Source organism: Clostridium sardiniense (assembly GCF_016907995.1).
Taxonomy (GTDB): domain Bacteria; phylum Bacillota; class Clostridia; order Clostridiales; family Clostridiaceae; genus Clostridium; species Clostridium sardiniense.
On record NZ_JAFBDA010000031.1, the window covers coordinates 1 to 16,539 of the forward strand.

A 16,539-nucleotide genomic window follows, 5' to 3' on the forward strand; every position below is an offset into this window, starting at 1 on the left:
AAGGAAACTTCATCGCTCGACTTGCATGTGTTAGGCACGCCGCCAGCGTTCGTCCTGAGCCAGGATCAAACTCTCAATAAAAAGTTTAATCTTTTAACTCATAAAACTTACTTTTGTAAAAAGAATTGCTGGTTGTTTAAATGTTTTATATATTCTGTTCAATTTTCAAAGACCATTTTATCTCGTCGCCCTCAAGCGACTATTAAATCTTATCACCGTTTCTAAACTTTGTCAACAACTTTTTTAAAACTTTTTTTCAAGTTTTGTTTAGTTGTTGTTGTTCCGTCATCAGCGACGAGATTTATAATAGCATATAACTGATTACACTCATATTATAACAAATATCATTTTAATAATATTAACCTTTGTTTTCTCTTTTATTCTTTTTATTTATCATTTTTCCTAATAGTGACACGCCTGGATAAGGTTATGTCTAATTTTTATGTTTTTAGCTAAATATCTTTATCTTCACATCACTATAATTATCTAATCCTTTATGAATTTTGATTCTTAGTACTATATTTTAATTATAAAATTCCCTTTATATATAAAAATAAGTCCTTGGAGGACTAAATTTCTCCAAGGACTTTATTATTTTCTATTCTTCTTCTTCAGTTGCTCTTTTTACTAATTCATCTAATGAATTAGTAGAAACAACTTCAGCATCGTCTTCTGAAATTCCTAATTCTGTTTGAACTTCATCAATATCTTCTTCATCGCCATCACTAGTAATTTTAGTTATAACTACAACTTGTTCTTCGTCTGAAGTTCTCATTAATTTTACTCCCATTGTAGCTCTTCCTGTTACAGATACATCTTCGATATTTAACCTTATAGCAACACCACTAGTATTTATCATCATAAGCTCATCTTCAGTCTTACATACAGTAGCACCTACTAACTTACCTGTCTTATCATTGATCTTATAAGTTAATAATCCCTTACCACCTCTGTTTTGAACCTTATATTCTGTAGTTGGCGTTCTCTTACCGAATCCATTTTCACTAACTACTAATAGATATTCATCATCAACAGCTATGTCCATACATACGGCCATATCATCATCTGCTAAACTTATAGCCTTAACTCCTGATGCTGTTCTACCCATAGATCTCACATCTGCTTCATTAAACTTAATAGCTAAACCATTTTGAGTCACCATTATGATATTAGCATCTCCTCTTGTCATCTTAACTTTTAGAAGTTCATCACCTTCTCTTAAGTTAATAGCAATAAGACCATTCTTTCTTAAGTTTTTGAATTCTGTAAGGTTTGTTTTCTTAACTATACCATTCTTTGTTCCCATAAATAGATATCCATTTTCATACACATCATTTACAGTAAGTACAGTTTCTATTCTTTCATCGGGCTCTATAGGTATAAGATTTATTATATTAGTTCCTTTAGCAGTTCTTCCTGCTTCAGGTATTTGATATCCTCTTAATTTATATACTCTACCTCTATTAGTAAAGAATAATACATCTGAGTGAGTCGAAGTTACCATTACATGTTCTACGAAATCATCTTCTTTAGTGGACATTGCTTGGATTCCTTTACCCCCTCTTTTTTGAGCTGAGTATACATCTGATGAAATTCTTTTAACATATCCTGTATGAGTTAATGTAATAACAATTTCTTGTTCTTGAATTAAATCTTCAACATCAATTTCATTTACATTATTCTCAATCTTTGTTCTTCTTTCATCATTATATCTATTTTTAATTTCTAATAACTCTTCTTTAATTACTGAAAGAAGCTTCTCTTCACTTGCAAGAATTGATTTTAAGTATTCAATCTCTTTCATAAGTTCTGCATACTCTTCTTCAATCTTATCTCTTTCAAGACCAGTAAGTCTTCTAAGTCTCATTTCTAATATAGCCTGGCACTGCTTATCTGAAAGATTAAATCTTTCTATAAGAGTATTCTTAGCTATTTCAGTTGTCTTTGAATTTCTTATTATACTTATAACTTCATCAATATTGTCTAAAGCTATTCTTAATCCTTCTAAGATATGCGCCCTTGCTTCTGCTTTATTTAATTCAAATACAGTTCTTCTAGTTATAACATCCTTTTGGAAATTAATATAATGTGATAATACTTGTTTTAAATTTAATATTTGTGGTTCATTATCAACTAGAGCAAGCATTGTTACCCCAAAAGTATCTTGCATCTTTGTATGTTTGTATAGAAGATTTAAGACTACACTTGGATTGGCATCTCTCTTAAGCTCTATTACTATTCTCATGCCTTCTCTATCAGATTCATCTCTTAGATCAGATATTCCATTGATTCTTTTATCTTTTACTAAATCAGCAATATTTTCTATAAGTCTAGCTTTATTTACTTGATAAGGAAGTTCAGTAACAATAATTTTATGTCTATTGTTTTCTTCTTCTATTTCAGCTTCAGCTCTAACTATAATCTTTCCTCTTCCAGTTTCATAAGCTGATCTTATTCCTGATTTACCCATTATAGTTCCTGCTGTTGGGAAATCTGGTCCTTTTATAGCAGTCATTAAATCAAGAATCTGAAGTTCTGGATTATCTATAAGCATTATTGTTCCATCTATAATTTCCCCTAAGTTATGAGGTGGTATATTTGTTGCCATACCAACTGCTATACCTGATGAACCATTAACTAATAGGTTAGGAAACCTTGAAGGTAATACTGATGGCTCTTTTTCTTCACCATCAAAGTTTGGAATAAACTCTACAGTATCCTTGCTAATATCTCTTAACATTTGACTTGCTATTTTATTCATTTTTGCTTCTGTATATCTCATGGCAGCCGCGCTATCACCATCTACTGATCCAAAGTTACCATGACCGTCTACAAGCATATATCTCATTGAGAAATCTTGGGCCATTCTAACTAATGCATCATATACTGAAGAATCACCATGTGGATGGTATTTACCCAGTACTTCACCGACAATTCTTGCACATTTTCTATATCCTTTTTCAGGGGCTAATCCTAATTCATGCATTGAGAATAATATTCTTCTATGAACAGGCTTTAAACCATCCCTAACATCTGGAAGTGCACGACCAACTATAACACTCATTGCATAATCGATGTAACACTTCTTCATTTCGTTTTTTATATCTACGGGTATTACTTTTCCCTCATTAAAACTCATGTACTTCACCTCGTATTTAGTACTAAACGTCTAAGTTACTTACTTTCTTAGCATTTTCTTGAATGAACTCTCTTCTTGGCTCAACCTTTTCACCCATAAGTATTGTAAATATTTCATCAGCAGCCATTGCATCTTCTACTGTTGCCTTTAATAATACTCTTTGTTCTGGATCCATTGTTGTATCCCATAACTGAGTTGCATTCATTTCACCAAGACCTTTGTATCTTTGAATGTTTGTTGAATTATCTTTTCCTCCAACCTCTTCTAAGATACTATCAAGTTCTCCATCTGTATAAGCATAGAAATCTTTCTTAGACTTTGTAACTTTATATAATGGTGGTTGTGCTATATAAACATGACCTCCATCTATCAGTTCTCTCATGTATCTATAGAAGAATGTTAATAATAATGTTCTTATATGAGCTCCATCAACATCGGCATCTGTCATTATTATTATTCTGTGATATCTTATTTTTGATATATCAAAATCTTTTCCTATACCTGCTCCAAATGCTGTTACCATTGATCTTATTGTATCTGAGTTTAAAATCTTATCTAGCCTTTGCTTTTCAACGTTCATTATTTTACCTCTTAAAGGTAAAATTGCTTGGAACTTTCTATCTCTACCTTGTTTTGCAGAACCTCCCGCTGAATCCCCTTCGACTATATATATTTCACATTCCATTGGATCTTTTGAAGAACAATCTGCAAGTTTACCTGGAAGTGCTGACCTCTCAAGAACAGTCTTTCTAGTAAGCTCTCTCGCCTTTCTAGCTGCATCTCTCGCCCTTGCTGCCATTAATGCCTTATCAATTATAAGTTTTGATATAGTCGGATTTTCTTCTAAGAATATTCCAACACCTTCACCAACAATTGAATCAACTATTCCTCTAACTTCACTATTTCCTAGCTTTGTTTTGGTTTGACCTTCAAATTGTGGTTCTCCTATCTTAACTGATATTACAGCTGTTAATCCTTCTCTTATATCATCCCCTGAAAGGTTTTTATCATTCTCTTTTAAATGCCCAAATCTCTTTGCATAATCATTAAATACTCTAGTTAAAGCTGTTTTGAAACCAACTAAATGTGTTCCACCTTCAATAGTGTCTATATTATTTGCAAATGTAAATATATTTTCGTTATACCCATCATTATATTGAAGAGCTACTTCAACCATTATGTCGTCTTTTAATCCTTCAACATATATTGGTTCTTCATGAAGCGCTTGCTTATTTCTATTTAAATATTCTACGAAAGATTTAATACCGCCTTCGTAATGATAACTTTGCTCTTTATCATATCTTTTATCTTTAAGTACTATATTTATGCCTTTATTTAAGAACGCAAGTTCTCTTAACCTTTGAGAAAGTATTTCAAAATCATATACTATTTCATCAAATATTTCTCTATCAGGCTTAAAGTAAACTATAGTACCAGTTGATTCACTTGTACCAACTACATTTAAATCACTAGTAACTGCTCCCTTTTCGTAAGTTTGTTTCCAAAGCTTACCTTCTCTCATTACTGTTACAGAACAGTTTTCTGAAAGTGCATTTACAACTGATGCACCAACTCCATGAAGACCACCTGATACCTTGTATCCGCCTCCACCGAATTTACCACCAGCATGAAGTACTGTCATTATAACTTCAACAGTTGGTTTTCCCATCTTAGGATGCATTCCAACTGGCATACCTCTTCCATCATCTTTTACTGTTATAGAATTATCTTCATTTATTACAACTTCAATATTCTTACAGTATCCTGCTAATGCTTCATCTATACTATTATCTACTATTTCGTAAACTAAATGATGTAATCCTCTTGAACTAGTAGTACCTATGTACATACCAGGTCTTTTTCTTACGGCTTCTAGGCCTTCAAGAACTTGTATCTGACTATCATCATAGCTTTGTTTATTTTGTTCCAACATAAATTCCTCCTAAAAATTATTTTGAATTGTCTTAATGAAGGTATATTGGACTTACGGATTATATTCCAAATCTGTTCTTTTAGTTAATGTTGATGAAGAAATTGGTGATAAATATATTTTTCTTTTCTTATCAACTTCTGCTATAACAAATGATTTTGGTCTATCATTTGTTATTCTTTCCACAAATCCATCTTCTTCTGCCATTCTTAAAAATTGAATTGTATCAGAACTATACATTGTTGTCTGTAAATCAAAAATTCCAATAACGTCTTTTATAGGAACTACAACATTCTCTCCTAAGTGCAAAAACATTTAGAATTCCTCCTTCTATATTGAGACTATTCCCTCTTTAACTTTAAATAACTTTGAATCTTTATCTAAATAATCATTTAAATCTTCAATTCCAGTGCATGTTATTATAGTTTGTATTTCGCCAATAGACCTTAAAACATATCTTTTTCTATTAAAATCTAATTCAGATAATACATCGTCTAATAATAAAACTGGATATTCTCCGGTTATTTCTTTTATAATCCTCAAGGATGCAAACTTCATTGTAAGTACTGCCGTTCTCTGTTGACCTTGAGATCCAAAGCTCTTTGTGTCAACGTTGTTTATATAAACAGAGAAATCATCTCTATGAGGTCCGTGACTAGTAATTCCTTTATCTACATCACGCTTTCTATTTTTTCTTAATGTTTCATAGAACTCATCTTGGATATTATCAAGATTTCTTATGGTAGAATTATATTTAAATTCTATCTTTTCTTTTCCTGAAGTAATTTCTTTATGTATATCTTCAGAATACTGATTTAAAGATTTTAAATATGTTAATCTTCTCTCAATTATATATGAGCCGAAGCTAGCTAATTGCATATCATATATATCTAACATATCTAAATCAAGATTTCTATTCTTTAGAACAATATTTCTCTCATTCATAACTTTATTATACTGAACTAAATTATAGTAATATTTAGAATCTAATTGACATAGTTCCATATCTATAAATTTTCTTCTGATACCAGGAGAATCTTTAATTATTTTTAAATCCTCTGGTGAGAACATAACAACATTAAATGTTCCAAATAATTCTCCAATTTTATTTATCTTTATAGAATTAACTCTAATAACTTTTTTGCCGTCTTTTAGGATGTTAATATCAATCTTTTTATCTAATCTATCTTTTCCAACACTTACACTTAAAAATGATATGTCTCCATTCCAACTAATAAGCTCCCTGTCTTTTGAAGTTCTATGAGATTTAGCAAAACCACAATAATAAATGGCCTCTAAGATATTAGTCTTACCTTGAGCATTATCTCCCATAAATACATTGACATGTCTTCCTAAGTCTATTTCTAAATTTTCATAATTTCTGTAATTTATTAATTTAAGCTTTTTTACATACATTTATAAACACCCATTCAATTATATCATATTAAAAGAATAAAAGCTTATTTTTGTGTTCTATAGATATTTACAGTCCAATTAATCCAATTATACTATTTTATAGTCCTCTTCCTCAAAATTGACTATATCTCCACTTCTTAGTTTCTTTCCTCTTTGAGTGCAAACTTCTCCATTTACTCTTACCATTTCTTCTAGTATGTAAATTTTTGCCTCTGATCCTAATGAAGCAATACCTGCCCACTTTAGAAATGCATCTAATTTTATAAATTCTGTATTAATATTAATTTCTTTCATAATTCTATAGTTTGATAAAATGCATAAAATTCCGTATATTTATGCATTCTATCGCCTCCTTTTTTTATCTTATTAATCTAACTGGTAATACTAGGTATCTATAATTATCAGCCTCTTTTGATTTAATTATACAAGGACTTACACTTGAAGTCATTTCCATAACAACTTCCTCTTCCTCAAAATTCTTTAAAACATCGATTAAGTATCTTGAGTTAAATGCAATTTGTATTTTATCACCTTGCAGATTTATTCCAACTTCTTCCCTAACTTTTCCCAATTGAGAATTGGAAGTTATAACTAAAGCCTCATCTTGGAATTCTAATTTTATTAAGTTATTATTACCATCCTTAGCCATTAAGGAAGCTCTTTCAATACCATTTTGAAGATCTTGTTTTTTTACAGTAACTAAAAGTTTATGCTCTTCAGGTAATAAAGATTTGTAATTTACGAATTTTCCTTCTAGTAATCTAGAAATTATTCTTGTTTTGTTTAGGTTAAATAAAATATGGTTATTTGTAAATGTTATTTGAACTAAATCATTAACATCTTCTAATATTTTTGATACCTCATTTAAAGTTTTACCAGGAATAACAATTTCTATATCAAAGTCACTATCTAAATATTCACTTTTAATTGCTAATCTATATCCATCTAATGCCACAAGATTTAATGTTCTATCCTTAACTTCAAATAGAATCCCTTGAAGTATTGGTCTTGTTTCATCTTGAGCTATAGCAAAAGAAGTGCATTTTATCATATTTTTTAATATATTTTGAGGAACTTCAACTTTCATATTTTCATTTAATTTTGGAAGTTCTGGGAATTCATCAGAATTCATATAAACTACGTTAAATACTGATTTTTCGCATGTTATTTGAACTGTATCATTATCCATAGTTTCAATTTTTATTTCTGAATTTGGTAATTTACGTATTATCTCACCAAATATTTTAGCATCTATAACTATGCTACCTTCATTCATTACATCAGCATTAACTTTAGTTTCTATACTTACATCCATATCAGATCCAATTAAAGTTAATCCATCTTTATTTGCATTTATGTAGATACCTTCTAGTACTGACATTGTTGATTTACCAGTAATAGCTTTTTGTACTATTGAGATACCTTCTTGTAGTTTGTGTTTTTCACATATAAATATCATTTAAGATCCTCCTTATTTATTCACAGATAAGATTAGTTTATTTAGTTAGATAAATATAAAATTTATAGTAATAATAGTAGTAGGGGCTGTGGAATTGTTGATAACTATCCTTAGGCCAGTAAAACCAACAACATTTTATAAAAAAATAGTGTGGATAAGTTAGTAACTAAAAGTATACCTTATCCACAGTCATCCACACGTAATTTAAATTTTATGTTTATCCACATATTGTTATATAGTTATTATCAACAATTGTTGACAATTGTACAATAAGAGAAAAAAAATTACCCTTGTGTCAGTTTTTTGGTTAAATCCTCAATTGTATGTTGTAAACTTTCATCTCTATTTAAATTATCAGAGATTTTTTCATAAGCATGTATTACAGTAGTATGGTCTCTACCACCAAATTCTTCACCGATCTTTGGAAGAGACATATCAGTTAACTTTCTACTTAGATACATAGCCATTTGTCTTGGATAAGATACATTACGAGTTCTTCTTTGGGATTTTAAATCTTCAATTCTTAAGTTAAAGTAGCTTGCAACTACATCTTGTATAATTTCTATAGTTATATGTTTACCTTGCTTCTTAGAAATTATATCTTTTAATGCTTCTGAAGCTAAATCAACAGTTATTTCTCTATTAGTTAAAGATGAATACGCTACTATTCTTATTAATGCGCCTTCAAGTTCTCTAATATTTGATTTAATTTTAGTTGCTATATATACCATAACTTCATTAGCTACATTTAATTTTTCTACATCTGCCTTTTTCTTTAATATAGCCATTCTAGTTTCAAAGTCTGGAACTTGAATGTCAGCGATTAAACCCCATTCGAATCTAGAGCGTAATCTATCCTCTAATGTAGGTATTTCTTTTGGTGGTCTATCAGATGATAGAATTATTTGCTTGTTTGCATCGTGTAGAGCATTAAATGTATGGAAGAATTCCTCTTGTGTTCTTTCTTTCCCAGCTATAAATTGAATATCATCTATTAGAAGAATATCTACGTTTCTATATTTATTTCTAAATTCTTCATTTTTATCATCTTTTATAGCATTTATAAGCTCATTAGTAAATTTTTCAGATGACACATAAACAACTTTGGCACTTGGATTATTTTTTAAAACATAATGACCGATAGCATGCATTAAGTGCGTTTTACCAAGTCCTACGCCTCCATATATAAATAGAGGATTGTATGCTTTAGCAGGTGATTCAGCAACTGCTAAAGATGCTGCATGAGCGAATCTATTACTATTACCTATTACGAAAGAATCAAAAGTATATTTAGGGTTAAGATTAGTATTCATCTCATCATTAACTATAACCTTTTTATCATCTTTTATTTTCTTTTGTCTTTTTTCAGATTGCTCTTCTTCGGTATTTTGAATTTCAGAAGCTATTAAAAATTCAATGTTATAAAGTTTAGAACAAATAGCTTTTATAGAATTCGCAACTAAATCTTTATATCTTTTTTCAAGTATTTCTTGAGTGAAGGCGTTAGGAACACTGATTTTTATAGTATCTGAAGACATAGAAATAGGTTCGCAACTTTTAATCCATGTATTGAAGCTGACCTCGCTTAGTTCTCCCTTAATAATATTCAGTGTTTTTTCCCATAATTCTTTCAGCTCTGCATCCATTTCTAATCCTCCAGTCAAAAATTTTTTTTATTTTTTATTAAGAAAATTATGTTAATAACATTGTAATAACAGTATATCAACATATTATTAACAAAAATAATATTTTTAAAATATATGTATATTAAATTATTCACATGTTAATAAATATGTGGAGTATAATTTTAAATATAAGTTATCCACATATATAATGAAATAAACTTTTAGTATCTTAAATTCTAGTAAATATGCCTATTATAGCAAAAAAAATTAGCCATAACGTAGGTTATCAAGAAAAAAAGAACAAGTTATCAACAGATATATCCACAGCTGTGGATAAGTTCTGTTTAAGAACAAGTTATTCACAATACATTATTTATGATACCATAAGTAAATAAGGGGATTCAATAAGTTATCCACAATTTTTCTAATATACTTAATGGAATTATCAACAAAAAGCTATATTCTTGACATAATAGGGGTATATATATATAATGATAAAGTAAATCTAAAATAAAATAGAGAAGTATAGTTATTTCGCTATATAAATTTTAAAAATTGAAGGGGGTGTAGTGTAAATGTTCATGACATACCAACCTAAAAAAAGACAAAGAAAAAAAGAACATGGCTTCAGAAAGAGAATGAAGACTTCATCAGGAAGAAACATTCTTAGAAAGAGAAGACAAAAAGGTAGAAAAAAATTAACAGCATAAGGGCCGCACTTTAGTGGCCTTTTTTCTACAATGTAGGAAAAAAGGAGTATTAAATACCCATGATATACAGATTAAAAAAGAATAATGAGTTTAGAATGGTATATAGAAGAGGAAAGTCTTTAGCGAATAATCTTCTGGTATTATATACTTATAATAATAGAAATAATAAGAATTCAGATAATGAAGTTTATAATAAAGTAGGGGTTTCTGTTAGTAAGAAAGTCGGAAATAGTGTAGTAAGAAGTAGAAGTAAGAGATTAATTATGGAAAGTTACAGATTAAATGAAGCTTCTATTAAAAAGGGCTTTGATTTCATATTTATTGCTAGAAATAATATGAAGGATAAAAGTTTTAACGAGGTCGAAAGAGCTATGATGAATTTGTTTAAGAAAGCAGGCCTATATAATGAAGAAAGTAGTAATAAATCTAATTAGATTTTATAGGAAGAATATATCGCCTTTAAAAAATCCTTGTTGCAGATATGTGCCAACTTGTTCGCAATATGCTATAGAGGCAGTTGAAAAACACGGTGCCTTTAGGGGGAGCCTTATGGCAGTTTGGAGAATTTTAAGGTGTAATCCTTTTAGCAAAGGTGGATATGATCCTGTTAAATAGAGTATGGGAGGATAAAAGAATATGATGACATTATTTAAGCCGATAACTGATTTCTTTACTATCGTATTTGATAAATTACATCAACTAATCATTTCTGTTGGGGTAACAGATCCAGGTTGGGCATATGTATTAGCAGTTATAGTTCTAACAGTAATTATAAAAACTGCAGTATTACCGTTTAGTATAAAATCAATAAAATCAACAAGAAAAATGCAGGAATTCCAACCTGTAGTGAAGAAGATTCAAGAAAAATATAAAAATGATCCTCAAAAAGCAAATGCGGAAATGATGAAGATCTACAAAGAGAATAATATTAGTATGACAGGTGGATGCTTACCAATGTTAATTCCACTACCAATATTAATGGCTCTTTACTATACATTTATGAATATTAAGGGAATCCAAGGAGTATCATTCTTATGGTTACCTGATCTTGCAGGAAAAGATCCATTATATATACTACCTGTATTAGCGGCACTTAGTACTTTTATACCGTCATATTTAATGACAAAAGCAAATCCAGCAGCAGAATCATCAGGAATGAATATGATGCCAATGAATATTGGTATGTCATTAATGATGGGATTCATGTCACTTAATTTCCCTTCATTACTAGTTATCTATTGGGTAGTAGGTGGAATTTATCAATTAGTACAAACTTATTTCTTAAATGTTAAGCCAGTAATGGCTACAAAAAAAGAACAAGAAGCAGAAGAAAGTGCAAGAGTTGATAAAAAGAACAGATTTGTAATGCCAGAAGAATACGATAAGAAGAAGAAAAAGAAGTAATATAGAGTAGTATTATATGAGAGTGGTGAATATGGTATATGAAATTCATTGAAGTAACAGGTAAAAATGTTGATGAAGCAGTAAATAGTGCTTTAAAAGAATTAAACGTTACTAAAGATAGGGTTATAATCGATGTAATAGATGAAGGTTCTAAGGGATTTTTTAATATTATAGGAAATAAACCTGCAAAGGTTAAAGTTACCGTAAAAAGAGATTATATAGAAGATGCTCATAAATTTATTAGAGATGTTTTGGATTCTATGGGAATTTTAGCTGAAGTAAAGATTAATGAAGAGAATGACATAATAAATGTTGATTTAACTGGTCCAAAGATGGGATTAATAATTGGATATAGAGGAGAAACTTTAGATTCACTTCAATACTTAATATCTTTAGTAGTTAATAAAGGTCATGATATTCCTTATAAAAAGGTTGTTTTAGATACTGAGAACTACAGAGCTAAAAGAGAAGAAACCTTAAAGCGAGTTGCTTTAAAAACGGCTAATAAAGTAAATAAAAGCAGAAGACCTTTTAAACTAGAACCAATGAATCCATATGAAAGAAGAATAATACATGCTGCATTACAAGGAAATGACACTGTATGTACTTACAGTGAAGGTGATGAACCTTTTAGAAGAGTTGTAGTAGCATTAAATAAGTAAAAGGAAGCCAAGTTTTTGGCTTTCTTTTTTTAAACTGTATTAATAAATCAAAACAAGCAATATATAGCTTTGACTTATTAAATATATTTCTGTAAAATTGATATTAGTTTTGTTTTGGTTATACTATATAGAAGGAATTAACTTCTAAGGAGGATAATAATGAAAGAGTTTGATACTATATGCGGGATTGCTACTGCGCAAGGTGAAGGTGGAATAGCAATTATAAGAGTTTCAGGAAATAAAGCATTAGAAATTGTTGGACGTATATTTAGAGGCAAGAAGAATTTTGATATAAATAATATGAAGACTTATACTATGAAATACGGTAATATTATTGATAGTATAAGTGATGAAGTCATAGATGAAGTTATAATAAGCTACATGAAAGGGCCAAGGAGCTTTACAGCTGAAGATGTTGTAGAAATAAATTGTCATGGGGGAGTTGTTTCTACTAATAGAGTTCTTGAGGAAGTTATTAAAAGTGGAGCTAGAATTGCGGAGCCTGGTGAATTTACTAAAAGAGCATTCTTAAATGGAAGAATTGACTTAAGCCAAGCAGAAGCAGTAATGGATATTATAACTGCAAAGACAGATTTAGCTATGAAATCAGCAGTTATGCAAAGTGGAGGTTCACTTTCCCAGGAAATAAATAAGCTTAGAGCTTATCTTCTTGATGTACTTGCACTTATTGAGTATGATGTAGATTTCACAGAAGATGATGAGGAGCCAGATGAAACTATTCCTGTGAGGGTTTCAGAGAGTCTTGATAAAGCAATAACTGATATGAATAAGTTATTAAAAGGTGCAAATGAAGGTAAAATTATAAGAGAAGGCCTTAAAATGACGATAATAGGAAAACCTAATGTCGGAAAATCATCGCTTATGAATGCACTTCTTCAAGAAAAGAGAGCTATTGTAACAGATATACCAGGAACTACAAGAGATGTAATAGAAGAGTATATTAATCTTGGAGGAATACCAGTAAAGATTACTGATACTGCTGGTATTAGAGAGACTGAAGATGTTGTAGAAAAAATTGGAGTTGAAAGATCAAAAGAAAAATTAGAAGAAGCTGATTTAGTTGTATTGATGCTTGATACTTCAAGACCTTTAGATGATGAAGATAGGGAAATTATTAAATCAATAGAGAATAAAAAGACAATAGTATTATTAAATAAGGTGGATTTAGAACGTAAACTTCAATTAGAAGAATTAAATGGATTAGATAACTTTATTGAGATATCAGCCATGACTGGCTTTGGAATAGAAGATTTAAAATTAAAAATTAAAGAGTTATTCTTTAATGGAGAAGTAGATAATGAAAGCTTAATAATTACAAATAGTAGACATAAGCAAGCATTATATAGAGCATTAGAGAATTGCGAAATAGCACAGAATAGATTGAAAATGAACGAATTTTTAGACTTAATTTCTATTTATGTAACTTCAGGATTAAGAGCACTAGGTGAAATAACAGGTGCAGAGCTTGAAGAGGATTTAGTTAATAAGATATTCAGCGAATTCTGTGTAGGAAAATAGGAGGAAGTATATGAGATACAATGCTGGAGAGTATGATGTAATTGTTGTTGGAGCAGGCCACGCAGGTTGCGAAGCTGCTCTTGCAGCTTCAAGAATGGGATTAAAGACATTAATATGTACAATTAATTTAGAAGCGATTGGAATGATGCCTTGTAATCCTAATATAGGGGGAACAGCTAAAGGCCATTTAGTTAGAGAAGTTGATGCATTAGGTGGAGAAATGGGTGTTAATATAGACGATACATATATTCAATCAAGAATGCTTAATACATCAAAAGGACCTGCAGTTCACTCATTAAGAGCGCAAGCAGATAAATTAAAATATCAAAAGAGAATGAAAGAGGTTCTTGAATCACAAGACAACCTTTATATTAGACAAGTAGAAATTACTGATTTAATAGTTGAAGATGGAAAAGTTAAAGGTGTAGTTTCAAAGAATGAAGCAATATTTGGATGTAAGGCAGTTGTTTTAGCAACAGGTACATATTTACAAGCTAAGATAATAATAGGGGATGTAAGCTATAATAGTGGTCCTAATGGATTATCACCTGCAAATGACCTTTCTCAAACATTATTAGACTTAGGAATAGAACTTAGAAGATTTAAGACAGGAACACCACCTAGAGTAAATAGAAAATCAGTAGATTTTTCTAAAATGATAGAACAAAAAGGTGATGATAAGATAGTACCTTTTTCATTTATGAATGATAATATTGATAAAGAACAAATATCTTGTTATTTAACTTATACTAATGAAGGTACTCATGAAGTTATAGCTGATAACATAGATAGGTCTCCTATATACAATGGGTCAATTAAAGGAATAGGTCCAAGATATTGTCCATCAGTAGAAGATAAAGTTATGAGATTTCCAGATAAATCAAGACATCAAATATTTGTAGAACCAGAAGGTGAAGATACACTTGAAATGTATATTGGTGGATTCTCATCATCATTACCAGAGGATGTACAAATAAATATGTTAAGAACTATAGAAGGACTTGAAAATGCTGAAGTAATGAGATCAGCATACGCTATAGAATATGATTCAATAAATCCTACTCAATTAAAGCCAACTCTTGAATTTAAGAATATAGAAGGGCTTTATGGAGCAGGACAATTAAATGGTAGTTCAGGATATGAAGAAGCAGCAGCACAAGGAATAGTTGCAGGTATTAATGCAGCATTAAAGGTTAAAGGAGAGGATCCAATGGTTCTTACTCGTTCTGATGCTTATATTGGAGTTCTAGTCGATGATTTAGTTACTAAGGGTACAAATGAGCCTTATAGAATGATGACATCAAGAGCTGAGTATAGATTACTTCTAAGACAAGATAATGCAGATTTTAGATTAACTGAAATAGGATATAATGTAGGTCTTGTATCAGAAGAAAGGTATAATAGATTTATAGAAAGAAAAACTAATATTGAAAATGAACTTGAGAGACTAAAAAATCTACAAATAACTAATAAAACAGAAAATAATGATATATTAGTTAAGCTTGGAAGTACAGAGCTTAAAAAGCCTATTAGTTTCTATGAATTAATAAAGAGACCAGAGCTTGATTATTTCTCAGCTGTAGAGCTTGATTCAGAAAGACCAGAATATCCTGAGAATGTTGGTGAACAAATCAATATAATTGCTAAGTATGAAGGCTATATAGTGAATCAATTAGATCAAGTAGAGCAATTTAAGAAATTCGAAAAGAAATTATTACCTAAAGATATAGACTATACTGATGTTAAGGGATTAAGAACAGAGGCGATACAAAAGCTAAGCAATATAAGACCTATAAGTATAGGTCAAGCATCAAGAATTTCAGGGGTATCACCTGCTGACATTTCTGTATTATTGGTTTACTTAGAGTATCATTATGGTAAACAAGAAAATAAAGATAATTAGAGCCATAAAGGAGGCAAATATGGACTTTTATAATTTAATGAAAACAGCGGCAGATGAGGTTAATATAGAATTTAATGAACAAATATATGATAGATTCATTAAATATATGAGATTGGTACAAGAGTGGAATCAAAAGATTAATCTTACTGCAATTACTGAGGATGAAGAGTTTATAAAGAAGCATTTTATAGATTGTATAAAAGCATTTAAAAGCGATGAACTTAAGAAGGCTAAAACTGTAATTGATGTAGGTACAGGTGCAGGTTTTCCAGGAATGCCAATAGCTATATTAAGAGAAGATATAGAGGTAACTTTATTAGATTCACTTAATAAAAGAATAAACTTCTTAAATTTAGTTGTTAGGGAACTAGGCCTTAAAAATGTTACAACTATTCATTCTAGAGCAGAAGATGGTGCAAGAAATAAAGATTTAAGAGAGAAATTTGATATTGCAACATCAAGAGCCGTTGCTAATATGGCAGTATTATCTGAATTTTGTCTGCCTTATGTAAAAGTATCAGGATATTTTGTTGCCTTAAAAGGGCCTGCAATCGAAGAAGAATTAGAAAATAGTAAAAGAGCATTAGAGTTACTAGGAGGAAGTTTATTAAGGGTTGATGAGACTCTTATAGAAGAAACTGATTTAAATCATAACATAGTTGTTGTTGAAAAGGTAAATGCATGTCCTAAGACATATCCTAGAAAAGCAGGAACTGTAGCAAAAAAGCCACTAAGATAAATATTGTGATATA

Annotated in this window: 15 protein-coding genes and 1 rRNA gene; 8 read left to right on the forward strand and 8 right to left on the reverse strand. The window is 30.1% G+C overall.

Annotated elements, in window-relative coordinates; translation table 11 throughout:
• The 8 genes from JOC62_RS16980 to dnaA all read right to left on the reverse strand — a co-directional run.
• Positions 1-81, reverse strand: a 16S ribosomal RNA gene (locus JOC62_RS16980); the annotation flags it as partial.
• A gap of 517 nt (positions 82-598) precedes the next feature.
• Entirely contained in the window at positions 599-3,139 is a 2,541-nt protein-coding gene (gene gyrA / locus JOC62_RS16985; RefSeq protein WP_204596471.1) for a DNA gyrase subunit A, read from the reverse strand.
• A 22-nt stretch (positions 3,140-3,161) separates the two neighbouring features.
• Positions 3,162-5,072: a DNA topoisomerase (ATP-hydrolyzing) subunit B gene (gyrB, locus tag JOC62_RS16990; protein WP_279381528.1), complete on the reverse strand. Its 1,911-nt coding sequence runs from the start codon at positions 5,070-5,072 to the stop codon at positions 3,162-3,164.
• A gap of 51 nt (positions 5,073-5,123) precedes the next feature.
• Complete coding sequence (gene remB, locus JOC62_RS16995; RefSeq protein ID WP_204596472.1) at positions 5,124-5,384, reverse strand: extracellular matrix regulator RemB; 261 nt, start codon at positions 5,382-5,384, stop codon at positions 5,124-5,126.
• A gap of 15 nt (positions 5,385-5,399) precedes the next feature.
• Positions 5,400-6,485 (reverse strand): DNA replication/repair protein RecF, encoded by a 1,086-nt coding sequence (gene recF / locus JOC62_RS17000; RefSeq protein WP_204596473.1) that lies wholly within the window; start codon positions 6,483-6,485, stop codon positions 5,400-5,402.
• 87 nt (positions 6,486-6,572) lie between these two features.
• Positions 6,573-6,779 (reverse strand): S4 domain-containing protein YaaA, encoded by a 207-nt coding sequence (yaaA, locus tag JOC62_RS17005; RefSeq protein WP_204596474.1) that lies wholly within the window; start codon positions 6,777-6,779, stop codon positions 6,573-6,575.
• A 64-nt stretch (positions 6,780-6,843) separates the two neighbouring features.
• Positions 6,844-7,944: a DNA polymerase III subunit beta gene (gene dnaN, locus JOC62_RS17010; protein ID WP_204596475.1), complete on the reverse strand. Its 1,101-nt coding sequence runs from the start codon at positions 7,942-7,944 to the stop codon at positions 6,844-6,846.
• A gap of 284 nt (positions 7,945-8,228) precedes the next feature.
• Positions 8,229-9,590, reverse strand: a complete 1,362-nt coding sequence (gene dnaA / locus JOC62_RS17015) for a chromosomal replication initiator protein DnaA (RefSeq protein ID WP_204596476.1) — start codon at positions 9,588-9,590, stop codon at positions 8,229-8,231.
• A gap of 554 nt (positions 9,591-10,144) precedes the next feature.
• Between dnaA and rpmH the strand changes: the two genes are divergently transcribed.
• The 8 genes from rpmH to rsmG all read left to right on the forward strand — a co-directional run bounded on the left by rpmH (position 10,145) and on the right by rsmG (position 16,526).
• Positions 10,145-10,279, forward strand: a complete 135-nt coding sequence (rpmH, locus tag JOC62_RS17020) for a 50S ribosomal protein L34 (RefSeq protein ID WP_204596477.1) — start codon at positions 10,145-10,147, stop codon at positions 10,277-10,279.
• A gap of 59 nt (positions 10,280-10,338) precedes the next feature.
• The gene (rnpA, locus tag JOC62_RS17025; RefSeq protein ID WP_204596478.1) at positions 10,339-10,713 is read left to right on the forward strand and encodes a ribonuclease P protein component; all 375 of its coding nucleotides are present in this window, start codon (positions 10,339-10,341) and stop codon (positions 10,711-10,713) included.
• The gene (gene yidD, locus JOC62_RS17030; RefSeq protein ID WP_204596479.1) at positions 10,685-10,894 is read left to right on the forward strand and encodes a membrane protein insertion efficiency factor YidD; all 210 of its coding nucleotides are present in this window, start codon (positions 10,685-10,687) and stop codon (positions 10,892-10,894) included. Before rnpA ends, yidD begins: the two co-directional genes overlap by 29 nt.
• 24 nt (positions 10,895-10,918) lie before the next feature.
• Positions 10,919-11,683: a membrane protein insertase YidC gene (yidC, locus tag JOC62_RS17035; protein ID WP_204596509.1), complete on the forward strand. Its 765-nt coding sequence runs from the start codon at positions 10,919-10,921 to the stop codon at positions 11,681-11,683.
• 38 nt (positions 11,684-11,721) lie between these two features.
• Complete coding sequence (gene jag, locus JOC62_RS17040; protein WP_204596480.1) at positions 11,722-12,345, forward strand: RNA-binding cell elongation regulator Jag/EloR; 624 nt, start codon at positions 11,722-11,724, stop codon at positions 12,343-12,345.
• A 159-nt stretch (positions 12,346-12,504) separates the two neighbouring features.
• Positions 12,505-13,884, forward strand: a complete 1,380-nt coding sequence (mnmE, locus tag JOC62_RS17045) for a tRNA uridine-5-carboxymethylaminomethyl(34) synthesis GTPase MnmE (protein WP_204596481.1) — start codon at positions 12,505-12,507, stop codon at positions 13,882-13,884.
• Positions 13,885-13,894: 10 nt separating this feature from the next.
• Entirely contained in the window at positions 13,895-15,787 is a 1,893-nt protein-coding gene (gene mnmG / locus JOC62_RS17050) for a tRNA uridine-5-carboxymethylaminomethyl(34) synthesis enzyme MnmG (protein ID WP_204596482.1), read from the forward strand.
• 19 nt (positions 15,788-15,806) lie between these two features.
• A complete protein-coding gene (rsmG, locus tag JOC62_RS17055) occupies positions 15,807-16,526 on the forward strand; it encodes a 16S rRNA (guanine(527)-N(7))-methyltransferase RsmG (RefSeq protein WP_204596483.1) in 720 nt (239 codons plus the stop codon).
• Positions 16,527-16,539 lie beyond the last annotated feature (13 nt).

Coding starts and splice junctions, on each gene's coding strand:
- mnmE (WP_204596481.1), top strand. CDS start 12,505: ATGAAAGAGTTTGATACTATATGCGGGATTGCTACTGCGCAAGGTGAA.
- recF (WP_204596473.1), bottom strand. CDS start 6,485: ATGTATGTAAAAAAGCTTAAATTAATAAATTACAGAAATTATGAAAAT.
- gyrB (WP_279381528.1), bottom strand. CDS start 5,072: ATGTTGGAACAAAATAAACAAAGCTATGATGATAGTCAGATACAAGTT.
- mnmG (WP_204596482.1), top strand. CDS start 13,895: ATGAGATACAATGCTGGAGAGTATGATGTAATTGTTGTTGGAGCAGGC.
- gyrA (WP_204596471.1), bottom strand. CDS start 3,139: ATGAGTTTTAATGAGGGAAAAGTAATACCCGTAGATATAAAAAACGAA.
- jag (WP_204596480.1), top strand. CDS start 11,722: ATGAAATTCATTGAAGTAACAGGTAAAAATGTTGATGAAGCAGTAAAT.
- yidD (WP_204596479.1), top strand. CDS start 10,685: ATGAAGAAAGTAGTAATAAATCTAATTAGATTTTATAGGAAGAATATA.
- rpmH (WP_204596477.1), top strand. CDS start 10,145: ATGTTCATGACATACCAACCTAAAAAAAGACAAAGAAAAAAAGAACAT.
- yidC (WP_204596509.1), top strand. CDS start 10,919: ATGACATTATTTAAGCCGATAACTGATTTCTTTACTATCGTATTTGAT.
- dnaN (WP_204596475.1), bottom strand. CDS start 7,944: ATGATATTTATATGTGAAAAACACAAACTACAAGAAGGTATCTCAATA.
- dnaA (WP_204596476.1), bottom strand. CDS start 9,590: ATGGATGCAGAGCTGAAAGAATTATGGGAAAAAACACTGAATATTATT.
- remB (WP_204596472.1), bottom strand. CDS start 5,384: ATGTTTTTGCACTTAGGAGAGAATGTTGTAGTTCCTATAAAAGACGTT.
- rsmG (WP_204596483.1), top strand. CDS start 15,807: ATGGACTTTTATAATTTAATGAAAACAGCGGCAGATGAGGTTAATATA.
- rnpA (WP_204596478.1), top strand. CDS start 10,339: ATGATATACAGATTAAAAAAGAATAATGAGTTTAGAATGGTATATAGA.
- yaaA (WP_204596474.1), bottom strand. CDS start 6,779: ATGAAAGAAATTAATATTAATACAGAATTTATAAAATTAGATGCATTT.